Source organism: Kocuria aegyptia (genome assembly GCF_039530085.1).
In the GTDB taxonomy this organism is placed as follows: domain Bacteria; phylum Actinomycetota; class Actinomycetes; order Actinomycetales; family Micrococcaceae; genus Kocuria; species Kocuria aegyptia.
This window is the reverse complement of record NZ_BAAAOA010000014.1, coordinates 37,968-59,625: the sequence shown is the minus strand read 5'-3', so window position 1 is coordinate 59,625 and position 21,658 is coordinate 37,968. Positions and strand designations below refer to the sequence as shown.

Annotated in this window: 19 protein-coding genes; 11 read left to right on the top strand and 8 right to left on the bottom strand. The window is 71.6% G+C overall.

Annotated elements, in window-relative coordinates:
* Positions 1-36 precede the first annotated feature (36 nt).
* Positions 37-1,161: a DNA polymerase III subunit beta gene (gene dnaN / locus ABD220_RS05730; RefSeq protein WP_344120622.1), complete on the bottom strand. Its 1,125-nt coding sequence runs from the start codon at positions 1,159-1,161 to the stop codon at positions 37-39.
* A gap of 630 nt (positions 1,162-1,791) precedes the next feature.
* Entirely contained in the window at positions 1,792-3,375 is a 1,584-nt protein-coding gene (gene dnaA, locus ABD220_RS05725) for a chromosomal replication initiator protein DnaA (RefSeq protein ID WP_425552518.1), read from the bottom strand.
* Between the two features lie 659 nt (positions 3,376-4,034).
* Between dnaA and rpmH the strand changes: the two genes are divergently transcribed.
* The 8 genes from rpmH (at position 4,035) to ABD220_RS05685 (ending at position 10,729) form a co-directional block, all read left to right on the top strand.
* Positions 4,035-4,172, top strand: coding sequence for a 50S ribosomal protein L34 (gene rpmH / locus ABD220_RS05720; RefSeq protein WP_019181680.1), 138 nt, complete (start codon positions 4,035-4,037; stop codon positions 4,170-4,172).
* A 102-nt stretch (positions 4,173-4,274) separates the two neighbouring features.
* Entirely contained in the window at positions 4,275-4,679 is a 405-nt protein-coding gene (gene rnpA, locus ABD220_RS05715) for a ribonuclease P protein component (protein ID WP_344120616.1), read from the top strand.
* Complete coding sequence (gene yidD / locus ABD220_RS05710; RefSeq protein WP_344120615.1) at positions 4,676-5,116, top strand: membrane protein insertion efficiency factor YidD; 441 nt, start codon at positions 4,676-4,678, stop codon at positions 5,114-5,116. Before rnpA ends, yidD begins: the two co-directional genes overlap by 4 nt.
* A complete protein-coding gene (yidC, locus tag ABD220_RS05705; protein WP_344120613.1) occupies positions 5,113-6,099 on the top strand; it encodes a membrane protein insertase YidC in 987 nt (328 codons plus the stop codon). The genes yidD and yidC overlap by 4 nt, the downstream gene beginning before the upstream one ends.
* 85 nt (positions 6,100-6,184) lie before the next feature.
* The gene (locus ABD220_RS05700) at positions 6,185-6,847 is read left to right on the top strand and encodes a Jag family protein (protein WP_344120611.1); all 663 of its coding nucleotides are present in this window, start codon (positions 6,185-6,187) and stop codon (positions 6,845-6,847) included.
* Entirely contained in the window at positions 6,847-7,518 is a 672-nt protein-coding gene (gene rsmG, locus ABD220_RS05695; RefSeq protein WP_344120609.1) for a 16S rRNA (guanine(527)-N(7))-methyltransferase RsmG, read from the top strand. Before ABD220_RS05700 ends, rsmG begins: the two co-directional genes overlap by 1 nt.
* Positions 7,519-7,842: 324 nt before the next feature.
* Positions 7,843-8,739: a ParA family protein gene (locus ABD220_RS05690; protein ID WP_344120607.1), complete on the top strand. Its 897-nt coding sequence runs from the start codon at positions 7,843-7,845 to the stop codon at positions 8,737-8,739.
* A 790-nt stretch (positions 8,740-9,529) separates the two neighbouring features.
* Positions 9,530-10,729, top strand: coding sequence for a ParB/RepB/Spo0J family partition protein (locus ABD220_RS05685; protein WP_425552513.1), 1,200 nt, complete (start codon positions 9,530-9,532; stop codon positions 10,727-10,729).
* Between the two features lie 80 nt (positions 10,730-10,809).
* On the opposite strand, the gene ABD220_RS05680 is transcribed toward ABD220_RS05685, so the two are convergent.
* The 6 genes from ABD220_RS05680 to ABD220_RS05655 all read right to left on the bottom strand — a co-directional run bounded on the left by ABD220_RS05680 (position 10,810) and on the right by ABD220_RS05655 (position 17,601).
* Positions 10,810-12,018: a peptidoglycan-binding protein gene (locus ABD220_RS05680; RefSeq protein WP_344120605.1), complete on the bottom strand. Its 1,209-nt coding sequence runs from the start codon at positions 12,016-12,018 to the stop codon at positions 10,810-10,812.
* Positions 12,019-12,132: 114 nt separating this feature from the next.
* The gene (gene trxA, locus ABD220_RS05675) at positions 12,133-12,468 is read right to left on the bottom strand and encodes a thioredoxin (protein ID WP_344120603.1); all 336 of its coding nucleotides are present in this window, start codon (positions 12,466-12,468) and stop codon (positions 12,133-12,135) included.
* Between the two features lie 136 nt (positions 12,469-12,604).
* Positions 12,605-13,603 (bottom strand): thioredoxin-disulfide reductase, encoded by a 999-nt coding sequence (gene trxB / locus ABD220_RS05670; protein ID WP_425552517.1) that lies wholly within the window; start codon positions 13,601-13,603, stop codon positions 12,605-12,607.
* A 165-nt stretch (positions 13,604-13,768) separates the two neighbouring features.
* Positions 13,769-15,241 (bottom strand): hypothetical protein, encoded by a 1,473-nt coding sequence (locus tag ABD220_RS05665; protein ID WP_344120600.1) that lies wholly within the window; start codon positions 15,239-15,241, stop codon positions 13,769-13,771.
* A gap of 154 nt (positions 15,242-15,395) precedes the next feature.
* Positions 15,396-17,018 (bottom strand): murein biosynthesis integral membrane protein MurJ, encoded by a 1,623-nt coding sequence (gene murJ / locus ABD220_RS05660; RefSeq protein ID WP_344120830.1) that lies wholly within the window; start codon positions 17,016-17,018, stop codon positions 15,396-15,398.
* Between the two features lie 82 nt (positions 17,019-17,100).
* On the bottom strand, positions 17,101-17,601 hold the full coding sequence (locus tag ABD220_RS05655; protein ID WP_344120599.1) for an NUDIX hydrolase: 501 nt from the start codon (positions 17,599-17,601) through the stop codon (positions 17,101-17,103).
* Positions 17,602-17,712: 111 nt separating this feature from the next.
* Between ABD220_RS05655 and ABD220_RS05650 the strand changes: the two genes are divergently transcribed.
* The 3 genes from ABD220_RS05650 to ABD220_RS05640 are packed head-to-tail and all read left to right on the top strand — an operon-like array spanning position 17,713 to position 21,625.
* The gene (locus tag ABD220_RS05650) at positions 17,713-19,125 is read left to right on the top strand and encodes a CCA tRNA nucleotidyltransferase (RefSeq protein ID WP_344120597.1); all 1,413 of its coding nucleotides are present in this window, start codon (positions 17,713-17,715) and stop codon (positions 19,123-19,125) included.
* Positions 19,122-20,393: a glycosyltransferase family 87 protein gene (locus ABD220_RS05645; protein ID WP_344120595.1), complete on the top strand. Its 1,272-nt coding sequence runs from the start codon at positions 19,122-19,124 to the stop codon at positions 20,391-20,393. Before ABD220_RS05650 ends, ABD220_RS05645 begins: the two co-directional genes overlap by 4 nt.
* The gene (locus ABD220_RS05640; protein WP_344120593.1) at positions 20,390-21,625 is read left to right on the top strand and encodes a glycosyltransferase 87 family protein; all 1,236 of its coding nucleotides are present in this window, start codon (positions 20,390-20,392) and stop codon (positions 21,623-21,625) included. Before ABD220_RS05645 ends, ABD220_RS05640 begins: the two co-directional genes overlap by 4 nt.
* Positions 21,626-21,658: the final 33 nt, after the last annotated feature.

The window sequence follows — 21,658 nt, the reverse complement described above, 5'->3', positions numbered from 1 at the left end:
GCCGGGATCAGCAGCTTCCGGTTCCGGGCCGGCCGGTCACTGGCTGGGGAGCCGCACCGGCATCAGCAGGTACTTGTAGTCGTCCTTGTCCTCGCCCTCGGGCTCGGCCTGGGCGGAGAGCACGGCCGGCTTGGGCGGGGCGGTGAAGGAGAACCGGACGTAGTCGGAGGCGAAGGCGTGCAGCCCCTCGGACAGGTACGTCGGGTTGAAGGCCACGGTGATGTCGTCGCCCGCGAGGTGCGCGTCGAGGACCTCCGAGGCCTGGGCGTCCTCGCCGGTCCCGGCGTCCAGGGCCACCTGCCCCTGGGTGAAGGCCAGGCGCACGGGGGTGTTGCGCTCGGCGACGAGCGAGACGCGCCGGACGGCCTCGACGAGCTCGGTGGTGCGGACGGCCGCGGTGATCGGGGTGTGCTCCGGGAACAGCGACCGGATCTTGGGGTACTCGCCGTCGATGAGCAGGCTCGTGGTGCGGCGGCCACCGGACTCGAAGCCGACGAGCTCCGCGGAGTCGGACAGCGCGATGTTGATGTCACCGGCAGGTCCGAGGGTCTTGGCGATGTCGTTGAGGGTGCGCGCCTTGATCAGCGCGGCCGTGGAGATGTCCTGGGTGCTGGGCCGCCAGGTGAGCTCGCGCATCGCGAGCCGGTAGCGGTCGGTGGCGAGTAGCGTCATCTTCTCGCCCTCGATCTCCACGCGCACGCCGGTGAGGATCGGCAGGGTGTCGTCCTTGCTCGCGGCGATGTTGACCTGCGCCACGGCTTGGGCGAACTCGTCGCCGGCGACCACGCCGGAGACGTCCGGCAGCGCGGGGAGCTCGGGGTAGTCCCCGACCGGCATGGCCGCGAGGTTGAAGCGCGAGGACCTGCAGGTCAGGGTCACCTTCCCCTCGTCGGCGTGCACCTCCACCGGGGCGGAGGGCAGGGAGCGGCAGATGTCGGCGAGCAGTCGGCCGGAGACGAGGGTGGTGCCCTCCTCCCGGACGTCGGCGCTGATCGACAGCCGCGCCGAGATCTCGTAGTCGAAGCTCGCGATGGACAGCGACCCGCCCTCCGCACGGATGAGCAGACCGGACAGCACAGGGACCGGGGGCCGAGGAGAGAGGGACCGAGCGGTCCAGGTGACGGCCTCGGCGAGAACATCGCGTTCGACGGAGAACTTCACGAGAGGTTGCTGCCTTTCAGTCTGAGCAAGGAGGGCAAAGCCACGGTCCCGACGAGGTCGGCGCCGGCTGCGCCGCGAGGTGCAGCGGTGCGGACGTGGTCTCCGCCCTCTGCATCGTATCCGTCCGTTTCACGGGACGGCCATTCGGCCGGGCCGTGGCGGCCTTCCGGTGGTTCGGCCGTCCGGAAGCTCCCGGACGGGGTCGCGGCGCCAGGATTCTTGTTGTTTGGCCAGATCTCTCTTTAAGGATGGGAGTGTTAATAACCGCTGTGGAATCTGTGGATAACTGCCTCTCGGCCAGAGCCCGGGCGGCCGGGGGCTGTTGAGTTCCTGTGGTTCGCGCTCCACCGGAACGCCCGCTGCCGGTGGACGAGATCCGCGTGGTTCCGCGGGTTCCACAGCCCTCCGCCGGGTTGTACCGAGGTTCTCCACCGATCGGGCGGGGAATTCCACAATTTTATCCACAGGTGTGGGTTCTGTCCTGTGCACAGGCCCTCCACAAGTGCGGAAATCCTGTGCAGGAGGGTGCCGGCGGGCGCGGGATCCCGCGGTTGGAGCCTGTGGACGAACTACACGAAAAGGGCCCGGCGGTGCTCCGCCGGGCCCTTCGAGGAGGGGTGGGATCCGCGCTCAGCCCTCGCGCTGCTGCTGCTTGATCCGGTTGGTGAGCTCCGTGACCTGGTTGAAGATCTGCCGGCGCTCGGCCATCAGGGTGCGGATCTTGCGGTCGGCGTGCATCACCGTGGTGTGGTCGCGCCCGCCCAGCTCCTGGCCGATCTTCGGCAGCGACATGTCGGTGAGCTCCCGCAGCAGGTACATGGCGATCTGCCGGGCCGTGACCAGGGTGCGGGTGCGGGACTTGCTCTTGAGCTCCTCGAGGGTGATGTCGAAGTAGACCGCGGTCTGGGCGAGGATCGAGGCCGCGGTGATCTCCTGCGCGCCGTCGTCGGTGATGAGGTCCTTGAGCACCAGCTCCGCCAGCGGCAGGTCCACGGCCTGCTTGTTCAGCGAGGCGAACGCGGTGACCCGGATCAGGGCGCCCTCGAGCTCGCGGATGTTGGTGGAGATGTGGGAGGCGATGTACTCCAGCACGTCGTCGGGGGCGTCCATGCCCTCGCTGGTGGCCTTCTTGCGCAGGATCGCGATGCGCGTCTCGAGCTCCGGCGGCTGCACGTCGGTGATCAGGCCCCACTCGAAGCGGGAGCGCATGCGCTCGGCGAAGCCCGTGAGCTGCTTGGGCGGCATGTCGGAGGTGATCACGATCTGCTTCTCGTGGTTGTGCAGCGCGTTGAAGGTGTGGAAGAACTCCTCCTGCGTGTGCTCCTTGCCCGCGAGGAACTGGATGTCGTCGATCAGCAGCATGTCCACGTTGCGGTAGATCTCCTTGAAGGAGGAGCCCTCGTCGTCGCGGATCGAGTTGATGAAGTCGTTGGTGAACTCCTCCGAGTTCACGTAGCGCACCCGCACCTGGGGGTAGAGGCGCTTGGCGTAGTGGCCGATCGCGTGCAGCAGGTGCGTCTTGCCCAGTCCGGACTCCCCGTAGATGAACAGGGGGTTGTAGGCCTTGGCCGGGGTCTCGGCCACCGCGAACGCCGCGGCGTGGGCGAACCGGTTGGACTGGCCGATCACGAAGGAGTCGAAGACGTACTTGGGGTTCAGCCGCGCGGAACTGTCCCACTCCCCCACCACGGCAGGTGCGGTGCCGGTGTCCTGGACGGGACGCCGGGGCGGCGCGGCCTGCGGGTCCCGCGGCGGCGGCAGGGTGCGGTCGGCGCTGTCCAGGCCGGAGCGGTGTGCCTGCTCCGGGGGCGCGGCCCCGAGTCCCACGGGCTGCCGGGCCGGACCGTGGGCCCGGCGGTCGACCTCCACCGCGTCGGCGGTGTCGGCGTGGCCGACCCGCGCGGGCAGATCGGCGCGGTTTCGCTCCGCCTCGAGCTCGCCGATCGGGGGCAGGACCGCGGTGGGCGTCGAGGCCCCGGCCTCCGGTGCGGGAGCGGTCTCGAGGTCGGCGTCCACCACGAACGCCACGAGCGTCTCGGGGCTGAAGGCACGGCCCACGGAGGACCGGAGCACGGAGGCCATCTGGTTCTGGAAGAACTCGCGGGTGAGCTCGTTGGGGACCGCGACGAGCAGCGTGGTGCCGATCAGGCCCTGGGGCTGGGCCAGGGAGATGAACCCCCGGTAGCGACCCGTGGTCATGGGATCCTCGTACATGTACTGCACGCATTCGGCCCACTGCGCACTGAGCGCCTGATTGTCCTGCGTGCCCACGCGTACTCCTGCTGTTGTCGAGATGTCGTCGGGATGACGAGGCGGTGGACGGGTCGTCCCGGCCCCGTCGACGGGATCTTGTCCACAGCGTTGTTCACAACGGTGGAAAAGCTGTCGGGGGCCAGCCGCGAGTGCCAGCCTAGAACATGCGTCAGACCACTTCATAGCCGTTTTCCGGGGGCTCCGGGAACTACAGACGTGTAGTTCGGACCCGGATCCGCGTGGTTCCGCGGCTCCGGGGGGACAGGTTTTCCACAGGATGTGATGAAGATCCGTGCACAGCTGTGGGTAGGATGTGAACTGCACAGCGGGGCCGGGCAGCCCGGCGCCCGGCCCGGCGCTCGAGCACCCATCGCTCCGGTTCCTCCCCGGCCGTCCCGCTCCTCCCCCGGCGGCGCCGGGGCCCGCGGCCACCCCGCGCTGATTTGACCGCCCCCTGCCCGTTGTCTAGGGTGAAGTAGTCTTCTGTGTCCACTGTCATGCCCATCCGCATGCTCGGACGCATCCACCAGCACCGCTGTGACCGTTCCCCTCGCCCGCGCCGAACCGGTGCGGACGAGTCACGAGGACGGGCGCACACCCTGACGCCTTTGGAGTAACCAGTGAGCAAGCGGACTTTTCAGCCGAATAACCGCCGTCGCGCCAAGAAGCACGGCTTCCGTGCCCGGATGCGCACCCGCGCCGGCCGCGCCATCCTCGCCGCCCGCCGCAGCAAGGGCCGCACCGAGCTCTCCGCCTGAGCCGGTCCGTGTCGGCACCGGCGCCTCCGACGACCGCCCCGCGACGGGCGGTCGGCGCTGTGCCCGAGCCGCCTCCGCCACCGGCCGGGCAGGAGCGGGACCGTGCTGCCTGAGCAGCACCGGATCCGGACCTCGGTCCAGTTCTCGGCCACCACGCGTTCCGGCGCCCGCAACGGGCGCCGGAACGTCGTCGTATATGTGCGTCCCACCGGCGAGGAGCACCCGTCCCGGTTCGGCTTCATCGTCTCGAAGGCCGTGGGCAACGCCGTGCGCCGCAACAAGGTGAAGCGACGCCTCCGGGAGCTCGCCCAGACCACGGTCAGGCAGGACCCGTACGGTTACGACGTCGTGGTGCGCGCGCTGCCGCCCGCCGCCCGCGCGGACTGGGCGGAGCTGGCCGCCGACTACGCGAAGGCATGGCGGACGGCGTCCGCGCGGGCCGGGACCGCCGGGCCGACGACCACCGCAGAAGACCGACGACCCGCACGGGAGGAGCCGGAGTCATGAGCGAGCACGCTCACGCGCCCGAGGACCTCCTCGCCGCGGCTCCCCACGAGTTCGTCCGCCCGGCGTCGGCGTGGCAGGCGCTGTGGTTCCTGCCCCAGAACGCGCTCATCGCAGGCCTCAAGCTGTACCGGACGATCGTCTCCCCCCTGTACGGGGACGTCTGCCGGTACTTCCCCTCCTGCTCGGCCTACGCCCTCGAGTCCGTCACGGTGCACGGCGCCGTGCGCGGGCTGGGCCTCAGCGTCCGCAGGCTCCTCCGCTGCCACCCCTGGGCGGCGGGTGGGATCGACAGGGTCCCGGACGGGGGCCGGGTCTTCCCCGACTTCGCGTCCCTTCCCCGGATCGTCCTGCTGAACCATCCCACCCTTGCCGAGCGCCACCAGCACCACCCCGCCGGGGGCACCGGTCCCGCGGCCCAAGGAGAGCCTTCCCCATGAACCTGTTCGAAATGATCCTCTTCCCCTTCAGGTGGGTCGTCTCCGCCGTGCTGTGGGTGTTCCACGAACTGCTCACGGCCATCGGGATGGATCCCGCCGCGGGCATCACCTGGGTGCTGTGCATCGTGGGCCTGACCCTGGTCATGCGCACGCTGACCATCCCGCTGTTCCTCAAGCAGATCAAGTCCATGCGCGGCATGCAGGAGCTGCAGCCCGAGATGGCGAAGCTCCAGGCCAAGTACAAGGGCAAGAAGGACCAGCTGTCCCGGCAGGCCATGGCCCAGGAGCAGATGGAGCTGTACAAGAGCCACGGCTCCAACCCCTTCTCCGCCTGCCTGCCCATCCTGGTGCAGATGCCGATCTTCTTCGGCCTGTTCCAGGTGCTCAACGGCGTGCCCAAGTCGGCGGCCGCCGGAGAAGGCGTGCACGTCCTGAACGCGGCCACCGTGCAGTCCTTCAACGAGGCCACGTTCTTCGGGGCCCCGCTGTTCTCGACGCTGCTCAACCCGGGCGACGGCAACCACGTGGCCACGATCCTCCTGGCGGTCGTGATGATCATCGCGATGTCCGCCTCGCAGTTCTTCACCCAGAAGCAGCTGACGGCCAAGAACATGAGCGAGGCGGCCAAGGCCTCCCCCATGTACCGCCAGCAGCAGATGATGCTGTACCTGTTCCCCCTGGTCTTCGCGATCGGTGGCATCAACTTCCCCATCGGCGTCCTCATCTACTGGACCGTCTCCAACGTCTGGTCCATGGGCCAGCAGTGGTGGGTCATCCGCAACAACCCGACCCCCGGTTCGCAGGCCGAGCAGGAGCTCAACGAGCGCCGCGCCGCCAAGGGGCTCCCTCCGCTCGGCAAGACCCAGGAGGAGCACGAGGCCGACATCGAGGAGCAGCGTGCCCGCGCCGCCGCCGGGCAGCGTCAGCAGCCGGTCGGCAAGAAGCGCCAGAAACAGCAGGCGAAACGGAAACAGGCGCGCTGACCGCGGCCGACCGCATCGGCCCGACCACCTCCCCGCACGGGGCCGGCGCATCCGGCCCCGTGCTTCCACGGCCCCAGGAGACGACATGACCGACATCCGGCAGACCACCCAGGACGCCGACGACGTGCAGCCCCCCGCGCCGGGTGACGGCGCCGGGCGCGTCGTCGAGACGGAGACCCCGGCCCCGCAGCCACTCGGGTCCGGGAGCACCGACCGGCCGGCGTCCGAGCCCGGAGCCACCGGGCGGCACGGCGGCGAGGACGACGCCACGGCCGACCCGCTCGAGGAGGAGGGCGAGATCGCGGCCGACTACCTCGAGGAGCTGCTGGACACGGCAGACCTCGACGGCGACATCGACATCGAGGTCCGCGACGGCCGCACCTACCTGTCGGTCGTGGCCGACGGGGACGACGAGGACGGCCTCGCAGTGCTGGTCGGCCAGGACGGGGAGGTCCTGGAGGCGCTCCAGGAGCTCCTGCGGCTCGCCGTCCTCGCCGCCACGGAGCGCCGCTCCCGCCTCGTGCTGGACATCGGAGGCTACCGGCTCCGCCGGGCGGGCCAGCTCCAGGACCTGGCGCTCGCGGCCGTGCGCGAGGCCCGGGAGACCGGGGAGCGCGTGCACCTCGACCCCCTGTCCGCCTACGAGCGCAAGATCGTGCACGACGTGGTCGCCGAGCAGGGCTTCGTCAGCGAGTCCGAGGGCGAAGGGGCGGCACGGCACATCGTCGTGTCCGTTCCGCAGGGCTGATGTCCGCGGAGCAGCGAACCTCCCCCGCCCCGCAGGACCCCCCGGTCCCTGACGAGCAGGAGCGGCGCGCCGCCGAGCGGCTGTTCGCCGAGCGGCTGCCCCTGGCGGAACGCTACGTGGCGCACCTGGCGTCCTCGGGCATCGTCCGGGGGCTCATCGGTCCCCGCGAGGTGCCCCGGCTGTGGAGCCGCCACGTGCTCAACTGCGCCGTGGTGGAGGAGCTCATCGCGGCCGACGCCCGTGTGGCCGACGTCGGCTCGGGCGCGGGCCTGCCCGGGCTCTGCCTGGCTCTGGCACGACCCGACCTGCGGATCACGCTCATCGAGCCGCTCGAGCGGCGGGTGCAGTGGCTGGACGAGGTCGTGGCCGACCTCGGTCTGCGCAACGTGCGCGTGCTCCGGGCCCGGGCGGAGCAGGCCAAGGACGAGGTCGGCGAGGTGGACGTGGTCACCGCCCGGGCGGTCTCGGCCCTGGTGGGCCTCGTGGACATCACCCTGCCGCTGCTGCGGGGCACCGGTGAGCTCCTCGCCCTGAAGGGACGGTCCGCGGCGGAGGAGGTGGCCAAGGCGCAGAAGAAGCTGGACCGCCTGGGCGCCCGATCCACCGAGATCGTCCCGGCCGGCGGAGGACTGCTCGAGGAGCCCACCACGGTGGTCCGGGTCCGGCTCTGAGGGCCACCGCCCGCTGCGCGCGGCGTCGGCGGTAGGCTGGGAGGAGTGTGCCACGGGCGGTGCGCCGAGCTCGGCCCCAGGCCGGCGGCGACCTGACCTGCGGCGCGGCCCCAGGCGCCCCTCCCCCACAGGAGGCGGTGCTCCGACGGAACGAGTTCGAGACGAACCGGGAAGGTGCGCAGTCAGATGCCGATCGACGACGGCGCGGGAGGTCCGCGAGGGTTCGACGCCGAGTTCCCCCCCGATCCACTCGATCAACCGGTCAAGGTTGTTCCGGACCGGGGTACCCGTGTTTCACGTGAAACGAACGGACAGCTGCCCAACATGACCACAACGATGGCGGAGGACACGCCGCTGGGGAGGAAGCTCGTGGAGGAGACCAGGCGACGCGCCAGGCTGAAGAAGGTCCAGCTGGAGAAGCCCGCCGCAACGCGGATCTTCACGATCAGCAACCAGAAGGGCGGCGTGGGCAAGACCAGCACGTCGGTCAACATCGCCGTGGCGCTGGCCCGGCAGGGGCAGAACGTGCTGGTGATCGACAACGACCCCCAGGGCAACGCCTCGACGGCCCTCGGTGTCGAGCACCACTCGGAGGTCGACAGCACGTACGACGTGCTGATCGACGAGATGCCCATCGCCGATGCCGTGAAGCCTTCCGCCGAGGCGGACAACCTCTGGGTCGTTCCGGCCACCATCGACCTGGCCGGCGCGGAGATCGAGCTCGTCTCCATGGTGGCGCGGGAGCACCGGCTGCGCCGGGCCCTGGAGGCGTACGCGAAACAGCGCGAGGCCGACGGACTGGAGCGGCTCGACTACGTCTTCATCGACTGCCCGCCCAGTCTCGGGCTGCTGACCCTCAACGCGTTCGTGGCGGCCACCGAGGTGCTGATCCCCATCCAGTGCGAGTACTACGCGCTGGAGGGGCTCAGCCAGCTGCTCAAGAACATCGAGATGATCCAGAAGCACCTGAACCCCGAGTTGTCGGTCTCGACCATCCTGCTGACGATGTACGACGGGCGGACCAATCTCGCGTCGCAGGTGGCGGAAGAGGTGCGCAACCACTTCCCCGCCGAGGTCCTGGAGACCATGATCCCCCGCTCCGTGCGCATCTCCGAGGCGCCGAGCTACCAGCAGAGCGTCATCAGCTACGACCCCAGTTCCACGGGTGCGCTGTCCTACCTGGAGGCTGCAGCCGAGATCGCCCAGCGCCCCCCGCGCTGAGCCACCGCCCCGACGACTCCCCCGCCCGGCGCCCGCCTCCCCCGGAGGCGGGCGCCGCGCTCTGCCGGTCCGGAAGTGGGTTGTGTGCTTCGTCGGTTCCTGCGGTGGGTGCTGTGCCTAAGCCGTTGCGGAGTTGGGTCTCCTGTGCCCAAGCCGTTCCGGCGGGGGCACTGTCCTCTGCGCGTCCGATAGTGGGCGCTGCGCCGTATTCGTTGCGGAGGGGGGCGCTGTGCTCTGCCGGTCCGGGACCCGGACGAAACCCACCGTTCCACGTGAAACGGCACGTCGGAATGCGCGGCTCCGCTAGAATTGTCCGGATTGCCGGGCGAGGGAGAGGAACACCGTGAGCGAACGACGACGTGGTCTGGGCCGAGGACTGGGGGCATTGATCCCCAGTGCACCGGCCCCGGAAGGCGCGGTGAAAGACGGCCCGGACGCCGGCGCCGCCCCCATTGACACGCCGACGTACGACGCCGATGGGGCGAGCGGATCCGCCACGCCGGTTTCGGGCGTTTCACGTGGAACACCGCAGTCCATCGCGGGTCCTGCGCCGGAGGCTGCCCCGACTCCCGGCCGAGGCGCCGACACGGAGACGGCGAGCAGCTCCGTCACCCCAGGCCCGCAAGACGCCGACGGCTCTGCCGCTCCGTCCGAGGGCGGACAATGGGCGGACGGCCAGGCGCATGGGGCCCCCGCTTCATCGAAGCGTACGGTGTCGGCAGAGCCCCCGAAGCGGCCCGGTTCCGGTGGCCGTGGGCGGTCCGTCAGTCCTGCGGCGCGGCAGAAGGCCGTGAAGGCACGCATGGACATGGGCGAGGCGCTGCGCAACACGACCCTGGTCAGCCGGCCGTCCGACATGTTCTTCGTGCCGTCGGCCGGTGCTCCGGAGGACGGTAGGTCGTCGACAGTCACCGACCGCGCGCCGTCGCCCGTCGGCGAGGTCCCGGTGCCCGGATCGACGGCGCCGGGGCAGCAGGGCGTTGTTCCACGTGAAACATCGGATGCAGATACGGCCGGGACGGCGGCCGTGGCGGCGTCCGCGGAGGAACGACTGGACGGCACGGCGGAGTCCGCGGACTCACCCGCACCCTTCGGCGCCGAGACGACCGCAGAAAAGCAGGGCGACGTTCCACGTGAAACGGACACCGGTGCCGCGGAGCTGGCGGCGGTGCCCGGAGCCACCTTCGCCGAGATCCCCGTGGCGTCCATCCACCCCAACCGCAAGCAGCCTCGTCAGATCTTCGACGAGGAGGAGCTGGCGGAACTGGCGTTTTCCATCGGTGAGCTCGGCGTGCTCCAGCCGATCGTGGTGCGGCCGACCCGCGAGGACGGCGAGCAGTCCTACGAACTCGTCATGGGTGAGCGTCGGTGGCGCGCCACGCAGCGAGCAGGTCTCCCCACCATCCCGGCCATCGTGCGGGAGACCGCGGACGACGACCTGCTGCGGGACGCCCTGCTCGAGAACCTGCACCGCAGCCAGCTGAACCCGTTGGAGGAGGCGGCGGCCTACCAGCAGCTCCTCGACGAGTTCGGCACCACGCAGGAGGAACTATCCCGCCGGATCGGACGATCCCGTCCGCAGATCAGCAACACGATCCGCCTGCTCCGCCTGCCGCCGCTCGTCCAGCGCCGCGTCGCGGCAGGCGTGCTGTCCTCGGGGCACGCCCGCGCCCTGCTCTCCCTCCCGGACCCCGCGGAGATGGAGCGGCTCGCGCAACGCATCGTGGCGGAGGGTCTGTCGGTGCGGGCCACGGAGGAGGCCGTCCAGCTGACGGAGACGGGGAAGCGCAAGCCGTCGCGTGCGGCCGCTCCGGCAGGCCGCCACAAGGAGCGGCTGGACTACATCGCGGAGGCGTTCTCCGACCGGTTGGACACGAGCGTCCGGATCGCCCTGGGCGCCCGCAAGGGCAAGATGACCATCGAGTTCGCCTCGGTGGAGGACCTGAACCGCATCATCGAAGTGCTGGACCCCGGCATGGACCGCACCTAGACCGGTCCCGGCGAAGAGAAGCCCCGGTGTTCCACGTGGAACACCGGGGCTTCTCTGCTGGGCGCGCGGCCCTGGGCGGATCAGCGACCGTTGTACTCGGCGACGTCGTCGACGCTCATGGTCCCGGTGGGAACGTCGTCCTCGGCGAGCAGGAACATCCGCTGCAGGCCGAAGACGACGGCCTCGGCCAGGTGGTTCCGGTGCTCGGGATCGGCCAGGGCGGCGCGGTCGGCCGGGCTGGAGAGATAGCCGAGGTCGAGCCAGATGGTCGGCGCGTCCTGGGATCGCAGCAGGTCCCACTGCCGGGCGTGGGTGCCGAGGTCGAGCGCGCCCGTCCGGGCGACCATCTCCTTGAGCACCAGCACCGCGGCGCGTTCACCGATGGGGGAGTAGATCTCGGACCGGTCCTGCTCCCCCCAGTAGTACGAGGCCATCCCACCGGCTGCGGGGGAGGAGTTCCAGTCACAGTGCAGGGTGACCACCACGGAGTCCGACCGGCCTCCGGTGACGACCTCGTGGGCGGAGTCGACGGTCCGGACGGGCTCACCGCGGCGGTCCCGGAGCTCTCGTCCGGGGGAGACCACCGAGGGGTCCGCGCCGATCTCGTGCAGCAGCTCGTAGGCGCGGAGAGCGACGTCGCCGGTCACCTCGTCGGCGCGGTCGCGGAAGCTCGGCGCCGCCGCGGCGGGTGGCTGCTGGCCGGCGGCCCCGGACGGGAGCAGCACGACGGAGCGCCCTCGCAGGGCCGAGGTGGCGCGCTCGAGGCGGTGGTACTCGCGCAGCGAGAAGGCCTTGGAGGACGTGATGTTCTTGTTGATCCGGGCGAGGGACGCGATGGTCTCGCGGTCCACCACGCCGGTGGTCCCGAGGCCCAGGCTCTGCTGGAGTTCCATGACCGCGTGGTGGGTGCTGCTGCCGAACACCCCGTTGAGGTGGCCGTAGTAGAAACCCAACCTCGAGAGGTTGTGCTGGAGCATGGTGACGTCGTCGCCCCGCAGAGGACGGTGCTCGTCGACATAGAGCGGGCGGTCGCCGAGGGCGTACTGCGCCTCGTTGAGGCACCGGTCGGTCTCCGGGCCCACCAGGCCGTCGACGATGAGCCCGCGCTCCTGCTGGAAGGCGCGCACGGCGGCGTCGACGTGGTCGTCGAAGTAGGAGGGGTTGTTGACGTCCTGCGGCGCGAGATAGGCCACGGTGACGCCGGCCCGGATGAGCCGCTCCCGCAGGCTCACCACCCGTCGGCTCGTCATGGTCCGGCGCAGCATCGGTTCGGTGTCGTCGTTGTTCACGGGTGTCCCACGGGTCGAGATGGTCGGCGGGGTGCCAGGACGGCGGCCCGTCCGCCCTGCCCCGGCAGGGGGAGGGGCGGACGAGCCGGAGGCGTCGCGGATGTCGGGGACCGTTCAGTTCCCGGGAACCAGGTAGTCGGCGAACTCCTTCTCCAGGGCGCTCTTCGGCTTGGCGCCGATGGCCTTCTTGACCACCTCGCCGCCGGAGAAGAGGTAGATGGCGGGGATCGAGGTGATGCCGTACTGGGAGGCCACGGCGGGGTTCTCGTCGACGTTGAGCTTGACGACCTCGACGGCGCCGGCGTGCTCGGCGGCGATCGCGTCGAGGACCGGGCCGACCATGCGGCAGGGGCCGCACCACTCGGCCCAGAAGTCGACGATGACGGGCTTGTCCGACTCGAGGACCTCGGTGCGGAAGTCGGCGTCGGTGACGTTCTTGGCGGCGCTCATGTTTCTCCTTGTCCTGGCGCCGGCACGCTCACGGCATGCTCGGCGCGCTCTGGGTGGAACTCGTGCGAGAGGCGGATCCGGTTCGATTATGGCCCATGCCGGTCAGGGCGCCGGCGGGCGCCTCGACCGGGACGGCTCAGCTGTGCAGCACCGAGCGGTCGTGCAGGGCGGCGAGGTAGTGCTCGGTGTCGACGGCCGCCACGCATCCGGAGCCCGCGGCCGTGATGGCCTGGCGGTAGGTGGCGTCCACGACGTCGCCCGCGGCGAAGACCCCGGCGAGGCTCGTGGTGGAGCTGCGGCCGTCCACCGCGATGGTGCCGTCCACGGTGAGCTCGAGCTGGTCCTTGACCAGCTCGGTCCGCGGGTCGGAACCGATGGCGACGAACAGGCCCGTCACGGGCAGCTCCGTGGTCTGCCGGGACTCCGTGTCGCGGACGGTGACGGAGCGGACCTTGTCCGCACCGTTGATGCCCACGACCTCGGCGTTCCACAGGACCTCGATCTTGGGGTCGTCGAAGGCGCGCTGCTGCATGATCTCGGACGCGCGGAAGCTGTCCCGCCGGTGGATGATCGTGACCTTGGAGGCGAAGCGCGAGAGGAACGTGGCCTCCTCGAGTGCGGAGTCGCCCCCGCCCACCACCGCGATGTGCTGCTCCTTGAAGAAGAAGCCGTCGCAAGTGGCGCACCAGCTCACCCCGTGGCCGGAGAGCCGCTTCTCGTCCGGCAGGCCGAGCTCCCGGTAGGCGGAGCCGGTCGCGAGGATCACGGCGTGGGCGCGGTGCACGGAGCCGTCCTCGAGGGTCACCGTCTTGACCTCGCCCTCGAGCTCGAGGGCCACGACGTCCTCGTAGCGGATGTCGGCTCCGAAGCGCTCCGCCTGCTGCTGCATGTTGGACATCAGCTCCGGGCCCTGGATGCCGTCGATGAACCCCGGGTAGTTCTCCACCTCGGTCGTGTTCATCAGCTCGCCGCCCGCGGTCACGGACCCGGCGAACACGATGGGGTAGAGGTTGGCGCGCGCGGCGTAGACGGCCGCGGTGTACCCGGCGGGACCGGACCCCACGATGATCACCTCGTGGACGGTCTCGTCGTCCGTGGTGGCCGTCGGCTCGCCGGCCGAGGGAACGAGGTTCAAGGCGTTGATCACGGGACCGAAGTCGGGGCTCACTGTTCTGCAGACCTTCCGTACAAGGAGCGGCCGGGCACGCCGACCGCAGGGACCACTGGCACAACGGGGCGCGCGCGGCGGATATTCCGGTGCCTCCCCCGCCGTGCCGGGCCCGGCGGGGGAGAGGAGCCCTCAGTCGAGCTGAATCTCCCCGATCCGGAGGCCGTAGTTGAACCCGGCGATGGGGTTCGTCAGCTGCGGCAGCTGCGTCCAGTTCACGATCACGTACCCGTGCTCCCCGTCCCGGGCCGCGGCGGAGAGCGGCACGGTGATCTCCGGGCCCGTGAAGGAGCCGGAGGCCACCTGGTCGGCGCCGTCCAGGGTCGGGGCGTCGTTGACGTAGACGTCGAAGAGCCCGCCCGAGCCGGCCGACTGGTTGAGCCTCAGGGTCTCCACGGGCGCGGGCTCCTCGAGCTCCACCGCGAGGCCCACGCTCGGCGTGCGGTTGCCGAAGTTCTGGTCGGAGAACCCGTAGCTGATCCAGTAGGTGGACGGGTTGCCGTCGACGGCCTGGCCCAGCTGGGCGTCCTGGTCGGCCATGAAGCCCGGGTCGGCGGGCACCACCCGGGTGACGGCTCGGGGTTCCGGTACGGCGGTGGGGGCCTCCGGCTCCGCGCTCGGCTGCTCCTGCCCGACGTCGGCCTGCTCCTCGGCGGGCGCGCTCACTGCGGGCTCCGGGCTCCCGGGCCCGGCGAACAGCCCGCCCAGCCGGTCGAAGCTGAACACCACGGCGCCGATCAGCAGGGCCAGCAGCAGGACCAGGAGCAGCAGCAGACCCCTGCCGCTCTTCTGGGGCCGGTCCGCGGTCTGCTCCTTCTTCCGCGGCGGCGCGGCCGCGGGGGCCTCCTCCGGCCCGTGGGCGGTGTCCGGGCGCCCGTCGTCGTAGCTGTCGTAGTCGTCGTACTTGTCGTAGCTGTCGTAGCTGTCGTAGCGGTTGTCGCCGTCGTAGCCCGGGTCGATGTCGGTCCCGGCCGTGCGGACGGCCGAGGCCGCGGTGCCGCTGGCCGCCGCACGGTCGAAGAGGGTCGAGCGGGTCGAGGTGGCGCTGACCCGCACGGGCCGGCCGAGCCGGGTGCGCACCGAGGGCGCGGGCGCGGCGTCCTCGTACGAGTCGTCGTCCCGCCACCGGGTGACCTTGGGCAGGGGGGCCGCGCCGCCGAGGTCGTCGGAGGCCTCCGTCGCGACCACGGGGGTCGGGCTGGTGGGGTCCGGCTCGTCGTACACGTAGCTCCCGGCCCCGCTGCCGCGCGGGGCGCCGAAGATGTCGTCGCTGAGGGACTCGTCCTCGACGTCGTCCGGCTCCACGAGCAGGGAATCCAGCATGTCCGCGGCCGGGGTGTGCGAGGTCACGAGGTAGGTGTGCGCCTCCGCCTGGCCCAGGTCGAGGATCTGGAAGGGGGCGCCGATGCTGCCGTTGGCCATCGAGCGGGCGTTCTCCACCAGCAGGGACGTGTGCCGCTCGGCCGGCAGCAGGATCGACACGCGACGGCCGAGGATCTGGTCCTGTCCTTCGAGCACGTGGTCGCCCTCGGCGGTGGCCAGCACGTCGGTGACGACCTTGTAGCGGCCGCCGAGGACGGAACCGAGCTTCATCGGTGCGGGCACGTTGGCTCCCTGGGGGTCGGGAATTCGCGGAGGGGGCCGGAATTCGCGGGCGGGGGTGGCCGGCGGGGCAGGAGGGGTGTTCCTGGCCCACGTCGCCGGCCACTCAGCACTTTACCGGTCCCGGCATCCTGTGGCCGAGAGCCGCGTCACACGGTCAGCGGCCGAGCCGGGCGAGGAGCGGCCGCACGAGGCTGTCGAGCTCCCGGACGCGGCAGAGCTTGAGGGCGCCCAGGTAGGCGATCCCCATGACGGTCCCGCCCACGGCGACGGTCGCGATCGCGGTCAGCTGGTTGGTCCACGGGAAGCCGGCGGGGTCATAGCCGCCGAGCAGGAACAGGGCCAGGGCGCCCACCGCGCCGGCGAGCAGGGACGCCACGAGGATCCGGGTGTGGGCGTCCACGATCCGGGCCACGTCGTAGTCCCCGATCCGGCGGACCAGGACCACGTGGTAGATCAGCGCGCTCAGGACGTTCTGGGCCGCGTAGCACCCGGCGACCGCGAAGACGATGAGGTGTGGCGGGACGAACGACCAGATCAGCAGGGCCGAGACCACGGTGAACAGGGCGACGCCGACCTGCACCAGGAACGGGGTGCGGGCGTCCTCCTGCGCGTAGAAGGCCCGGCCGAGCATGAAGGAGACCGACATGAAGGGCGCGCCGACCGCGATCACCGTGATCACCTGGCCGATCACGGCCCCCGCGGAGGGGACGCCGCCGCTGAAGAGCATCCCCAGGGGGCCGGCGAAGACCACGAGGGCGACGGTGGCGAAGACCGTGGCCACGCCGGTGATGCGCAGGCTCGAGGACAGGGAGGAGACCATGCCGGCCCGGTCCCCGTCGGTCGAGGCCGCGGCCATCCGGTTGAACAGCACCGTGGCGATGGACAGCCCGATCACCCCGTGCGGCAGGGAGTACAGCATCGAGGCCTGGTTGAGGGCCGCCACGCCCGCGATCTGCTGCGGCGGGTCCATGGCGAGGTACTCCGGGCGGTAGCCGGTGGGGATCGCCGCGACCTTGGTCAGGGTCAGGAACGCCAGGTTCGCGAGGATGCCGGTGGCGAGGGTCCAGCCCGCGAGCCGTGCCGCGGTGGACAGGCCGATGCCGCGCCAGCCGAACTTCGGCCGCAGCCCCAGCCCGAGCCGGCGCAGCGGCCAGAACAGCACGAGGGCCTGGGTGGCGACGCCCACCGTGGCCATGGCCGCCAGCCAGAAGGTCTTGGCCGGGGACCAGTTCTGGAGGGTGTGCTCCGTCTCGGCGTAGGCCCCGAACTGCTGGACGAACACGAGCAGCGCGGCGATGGCCACCACGTTGTTGACCACCGGCGCCCACATGTACCAGCCGAAGGCGCCGCGGGCGTTCAAGACCTGCCCCACCACGGTGTAGAGGCCGTAGAAGAAGATCTGCGGGAACGTGAACAGCGCGAACGTCAGCCCGAGCGAGAGCTGCGCCTCGGACCAGTCGGTCCCCATGGTCCGCACGATGGGCCCCGCCAGCAGCACCACGACCGCCGTCACGCCCAGCAGGGCGAGCACGGCGAGGGTGATCAGGCGGGAGATGTAGTCGGCCCCGCCGTCGTCGGCGGTCCTGGAGGCCTTGATGATCTGGGGCACCAGGACGGCGTTGAAGATGCCGCCCGCCACGAGGACGTAGATAAGGTTCGGCAGCGTGTTGGCGAGCTCGAAGACGTCGGAGACGGTCGTGACGGAGCCGATGGCCACCGTGATGAGCACCGTCTTGATGAACCCCAGCGCGCGGGAGACGAGCGTGCCCGAGGCCATGATGGCGCTGGAGGCCGCTCCCGAGCGGCGGGCCGGGGCCGCCGGGGCGCTCGCCGGGGACGCCCCGGCGGGCTCCGCGGTCTCAGAGCTGGTGGATGATGTATTCACGGGCGATGTCGGCGATGCGCCGTTCGTTGGGGAAGGACAGCTTCCGGCCGAGGTCGTCGATGTCCACCCACGCGACGTCCACCGCCTCGTGGTCGGGGTCGTTGTCCGTGGTGAGGTGCCCGCCCGTGGCGCGCAGCAGGAAGTGGTGCACCGTCTTGTGCACGCGGTGGCCGGAGACCGTGAACCAGTAGTCGATGCTGCCCAGCGGGCTCAGCACCTCCCCGGCGATGCCGGTCTCCTCCTCGATCTCGCGGACAGCGGCTTCCTCGTTGGTCTCCGCGCCCTCGGGGTGGCCCTTGGGCAGGCACCACTCGAGGCGTCCGCCACGGTTGATCCGGGCGATGATGGCCACCGGGTGGGACGGCGTGCCGAGGTCGACGACGATCCCCCCGGCGGAGACTTCCTCGACCGTGGGCAGCGCAGCGGCCGGCGCGGTCGGCCGCTTCTTCGGTGCGCTGGGGACGGGGAAAGCCATGTCTCCTACCTTGCCACAATCGCCTGGGCTCCCGCCGGAGCGCGGGAGGGGCTGCGGCGGCCGGGCCGCGGCCGGGTCCGCGCCCCGGGGTCTGGAACAATGGGCGGCACCATGACGCAGCTCCCCGACGCCCACGCGATCCACCCCGCCGCCCTCGACCTGGGGCGGCGGTTCTCCGCCGCCGGCCACGAGCTCTCCTTGGTGGGCGGTCCCGTGCGGGACCTCTTCCTCGGCCGCCCGGCCCTGGACCTGGACTTCACCACCGATGCGACGCCCGACGAGACGCTCGCCGTGGTCACGGGGTGGGCGGACGCGGTGTGGGAGATCGGCCGCGCCTTCGGGACCATCGGGATGCGCCGCGGCGACGTCCAGCTGGAGGTGACCACGTACCGGGCCGAGGCCTACGACGCCGACTCCCGCAAGCCGCAGGTGGCCTTCGGCGACTCGCTCGAGGACGACCTCTTCCGCCGCGACTTCACCATCAACGCCATGGCGCTGCGGCTGCCCGAGCTGGAGCTCGTGGACCCGCACGGCGGGATCAAGGACCTGCACGCCCGGGCGCTGCGCACCCCGGGCGCCCCGGAGGACTCCTTCTCGGACGACCCCCTGCGGATGATGCGTGCCGCGCGCTTCGCGTCCCAGCTCGACGTCGAGGTGGCACCCGAGGTCCGGGCCGCGATGACCGGCATGGCGGAGCGGATCGCGATCGTGTCGGCCGAGCGCGTCCGGGAGGAGCTCGTGAAGCTGGTCTGCGGACGCCGGCCGCGCCGGGGCGTCGACCTCCTGGTGAGCACGGGGCTCGCCGAGGTCGTGCTGCCCGAGGTGCCCGCGCTGCGGCTCGAGACGGACGAGCACCACCGGCACAAGGACGTCTACCAGCACTCCCTGACCGTCATGGAGCAGGCGGCGGCCCTGGAGTCGGGTCCGGACGGCCCCGTGCCCGGCCCCGACTTCGCGCTGCGCTTCGCGGCGCTCATGCACGACGTCGGCAAGCCCGCGACCCGGCGCTTCGAGGACTCCGGGGCCGTGAGCTTCCGCCACCACGAGGTGGTGGGCGCGAAGCTCACCGCCAAGCGGATGCGGGCCCTGCGCTTCGACAACGAGACGATCAGGACGGTGGGCCGGCTGGTGGAGCTGCACATGCGCTTCTACGGCTACGGGGACGCCGAGTGGACCGACTCCGCCGTGCGCCGCTACGTCCGGGACGCGGGGGAGTGCCTCGAGCGGCTGCACCGGCTCACGCGGGCGGACGTGACGTCCCGGAACCGGCGGAAGGTGGCCCGGCTGGCCGCCGCCTACGACGACCTCGAGGCGCGGATCGAGGAGCTCTCCGCGCGCGAGCAGCTCGACGCCGTGCGGCCCGAGCTGGACGGCGAGCGGATCATGGTGGTGCTCGGCATCCCGCCGGGGCCCGCGGTGGGGAGGGCGTACAAGTTCCTGCTGGACCTGCGCCTGGACGAGGGGGAGCTGGGGCCGGAGGAGGCGGAGCGGCGGCTCCGCGCCTGGGCCGCGGACACCCTGTGAGCACCCGGGCCGGCACGGCGGACCGGGACACGGTGCCGTCCGCGGGGCGTCCGGCGGAGCTCCGGGCCGGGCCGTGGGTGCCGGCCGGCTTCGCGCTCCACGCCGCGCTGCTGGCCTACCTGACCAAGCTGCCGTGCCGGCTGGTGACCTGGGAGCAGCCGGAGACCTTCCGGCAGCTCTGCTACTCGGACCTGCCCACGCTGTATGCCTCCCGTGGCATGGCAGAGGGCCGGTTCCCCTACCTGGACGCCTCGGCGCTGCTGGAGTACCCCGTGCTGCAGACGGTGGTCGCGAGCGCCACCGGTGTCCTGGCGCACGCCCTCGACCCGCTCGCGACTGTGCATGTCGGGCAGGGCATATATTTTGACGTCAACGCGGTGCTCCTCGCGGCGGTCTGGACGGCCACCGTGCTGCTGCTGGGCCGGATGGTGGCGCACCCGGCCCACGCGGTGCTGGCGGCGCTGGCCCCCGCCGTGGTGGTCACCGGGTTCATCAACTGGGACCTGTGGCCGGTGCTGTGCACCGTGGCCGCGCTGCTCGCGTTCCGCCGTGACCGGTGGGGGCTGGGCGGGGTCCTGCTGGGCGTCGGCACCGCGTTCAAGCTCTTCCCGTTCCTGCTCCTCGGCGCGGTCGTCGTGCTGGCCGTGCGGCGCCGCGAGGCGGGGCCCGCGCTGCGGGCTGCCGCCGGCGCAGCGGGGGCCTGGGCGGCCGTCAACCTCCCCTTCGCGCTGGCGGACCCGGAGCAGTGGAGCTGGTTCTGGCGGTTCAGCCAGGACCGCGGCGCGGGCTTCTCCTCCGTGTGGCACTGGTGGAACGAGGTCGCGGCGCCGCGGCTGGGCGTCCAGCCGCTCTCGGCCGAGGAGGTCAACGTCCTGGCCCTCGCCGGTTTCACCCTGGCCTGCGCGCTGGTCCTGGTCCTGGGGCTCGCGGCGCGCGCGGAGCCGCGGCTGGAGCAGCTGGCGTTCCTCGTGCTCGCGGCGTTCGTGCTGACCAACAAGGTGTACTCGCCGCAGTTCGTGATCTGGCTCGTGCCCCTCGTGCTCCTGGCCCGGCCCCGGGTCGCGGAGTTCGTGGTGTGGCAGCTCGTCGAGGTCCTCCACTGGGCGGCGGTGTTCAACTGGCTGGGCCACCTGACCGCGGGCGGGGACGGGCTCGCGCCGGCCGAGGACGTCTACTTCACCGCGGTGGCCCTGCACACGCTCGCCGTGGGGTACCTGGTGGTTCGCGTGGCGGCGGACGTGCTGCGCGGACGGCGGGAGGAGCCGTGAACCTGCTCGGCGGTTCCCGGAGCGGCCACCATGCGCTGCTGGTGGGCCTGAGCCTCTACGCGGTCATGACGGCCTGGTTGCTGCGCCTGCCCTGCCGGGTGCCCGGGTGGGGCGCCGCGGAGAGCCTGCCCGCGCTGTGCGCCACCGAGGTCGCGCCCGGCGAGGCCTCCGGGGCGGGCGGGTTCTTCACGGGCGGGCCCGCGGGGGACCAGCCGGCCCTGGTCGGGATGATCACCACGGTGGTCGGCTGGCTCGCGGACGGCCTCTCCGCGCTGCCCGGCGCGGACGTGGACCGGGGGGTGTTCGCCGACCTGTCCGTGCTGCTGCTGGCCCTGGCGTGGATCGGCACGGTCGCCGTGGTCTCCGCGCTCTCCGGACGGCGCGGGGTGGACGCGTTCGTGCTGGCCCTCGCGCCGGCCGTGGTCCTGGTGGGCTTCGGCACGTGGGACCTGTGGGCCGTGCTGCTGATGATGCTGGCGCTGCTGTGCCACGTCCGCGGCAGCCCCGTGCCGGCGGGGATCGTCCTGGGCCTCGCGGCGTCCGTGGCGCTGTTCCCCCTGGTGGTCCTGCTGGCCGTGCTGCTCCTGGCCGTCCGGTACCGGCAGTTCCGGGACTTCGCGGTGGTCCTGGCCGGGACGGTGCTCACCTGGGCGCTGGTCAACGGGCCGTTCCTGCTCACGGCCCGGGACCGGTGGGCCCGGCAGCTCGGCACGCCGTGGGACGGGCCCGTGGAGGGCTCCTCCCCGTGGGGCGTCTGGGCGCGGGTGGAGCAGGCGCGCACGGGGGCGGCCCCGGACCCGGCGGGCGCGGGGCAGTGGGTGCTCCTGGCCCTCGTGCTGGGCTTCGTGGCGGTGCTCGTGCTCACCCTGCTCACCCGGCAGGAGCCCAGCGTCGTCCAGGTCGCGTTCCTCCTGCTGGCCGTGCTGGTGCTCTCCGGCCCGAGCTACTCGCTCGTCCACGTGCTGTGGCTGGCGCCCCTCGTGGTGCTCAGCCGGCGCAGCTGGCCCGAGTTCGCCGCCTGGCAGCTCGTCGAGGTCCTGTGGTGGACCACCCTGGTCCTGCCCGAGCCGGCCTGGCCGGTGCTGCCGGGCCTCGGCCTGATCGGCTGGGACGCGCAGGACCTGCTCGCCGCGGTGCGGGTGCTGCTCCTCGTGCTCCTCGTGGTCGCGGTCGCGGTCGACGTCCTGCGGGGCGGCCGGGCGCGCCGGATCGGGCTGTCGGAGCCCGGCTGAGCGCTCCGGCTCCGCCGGGAGGGGGAGACCGGC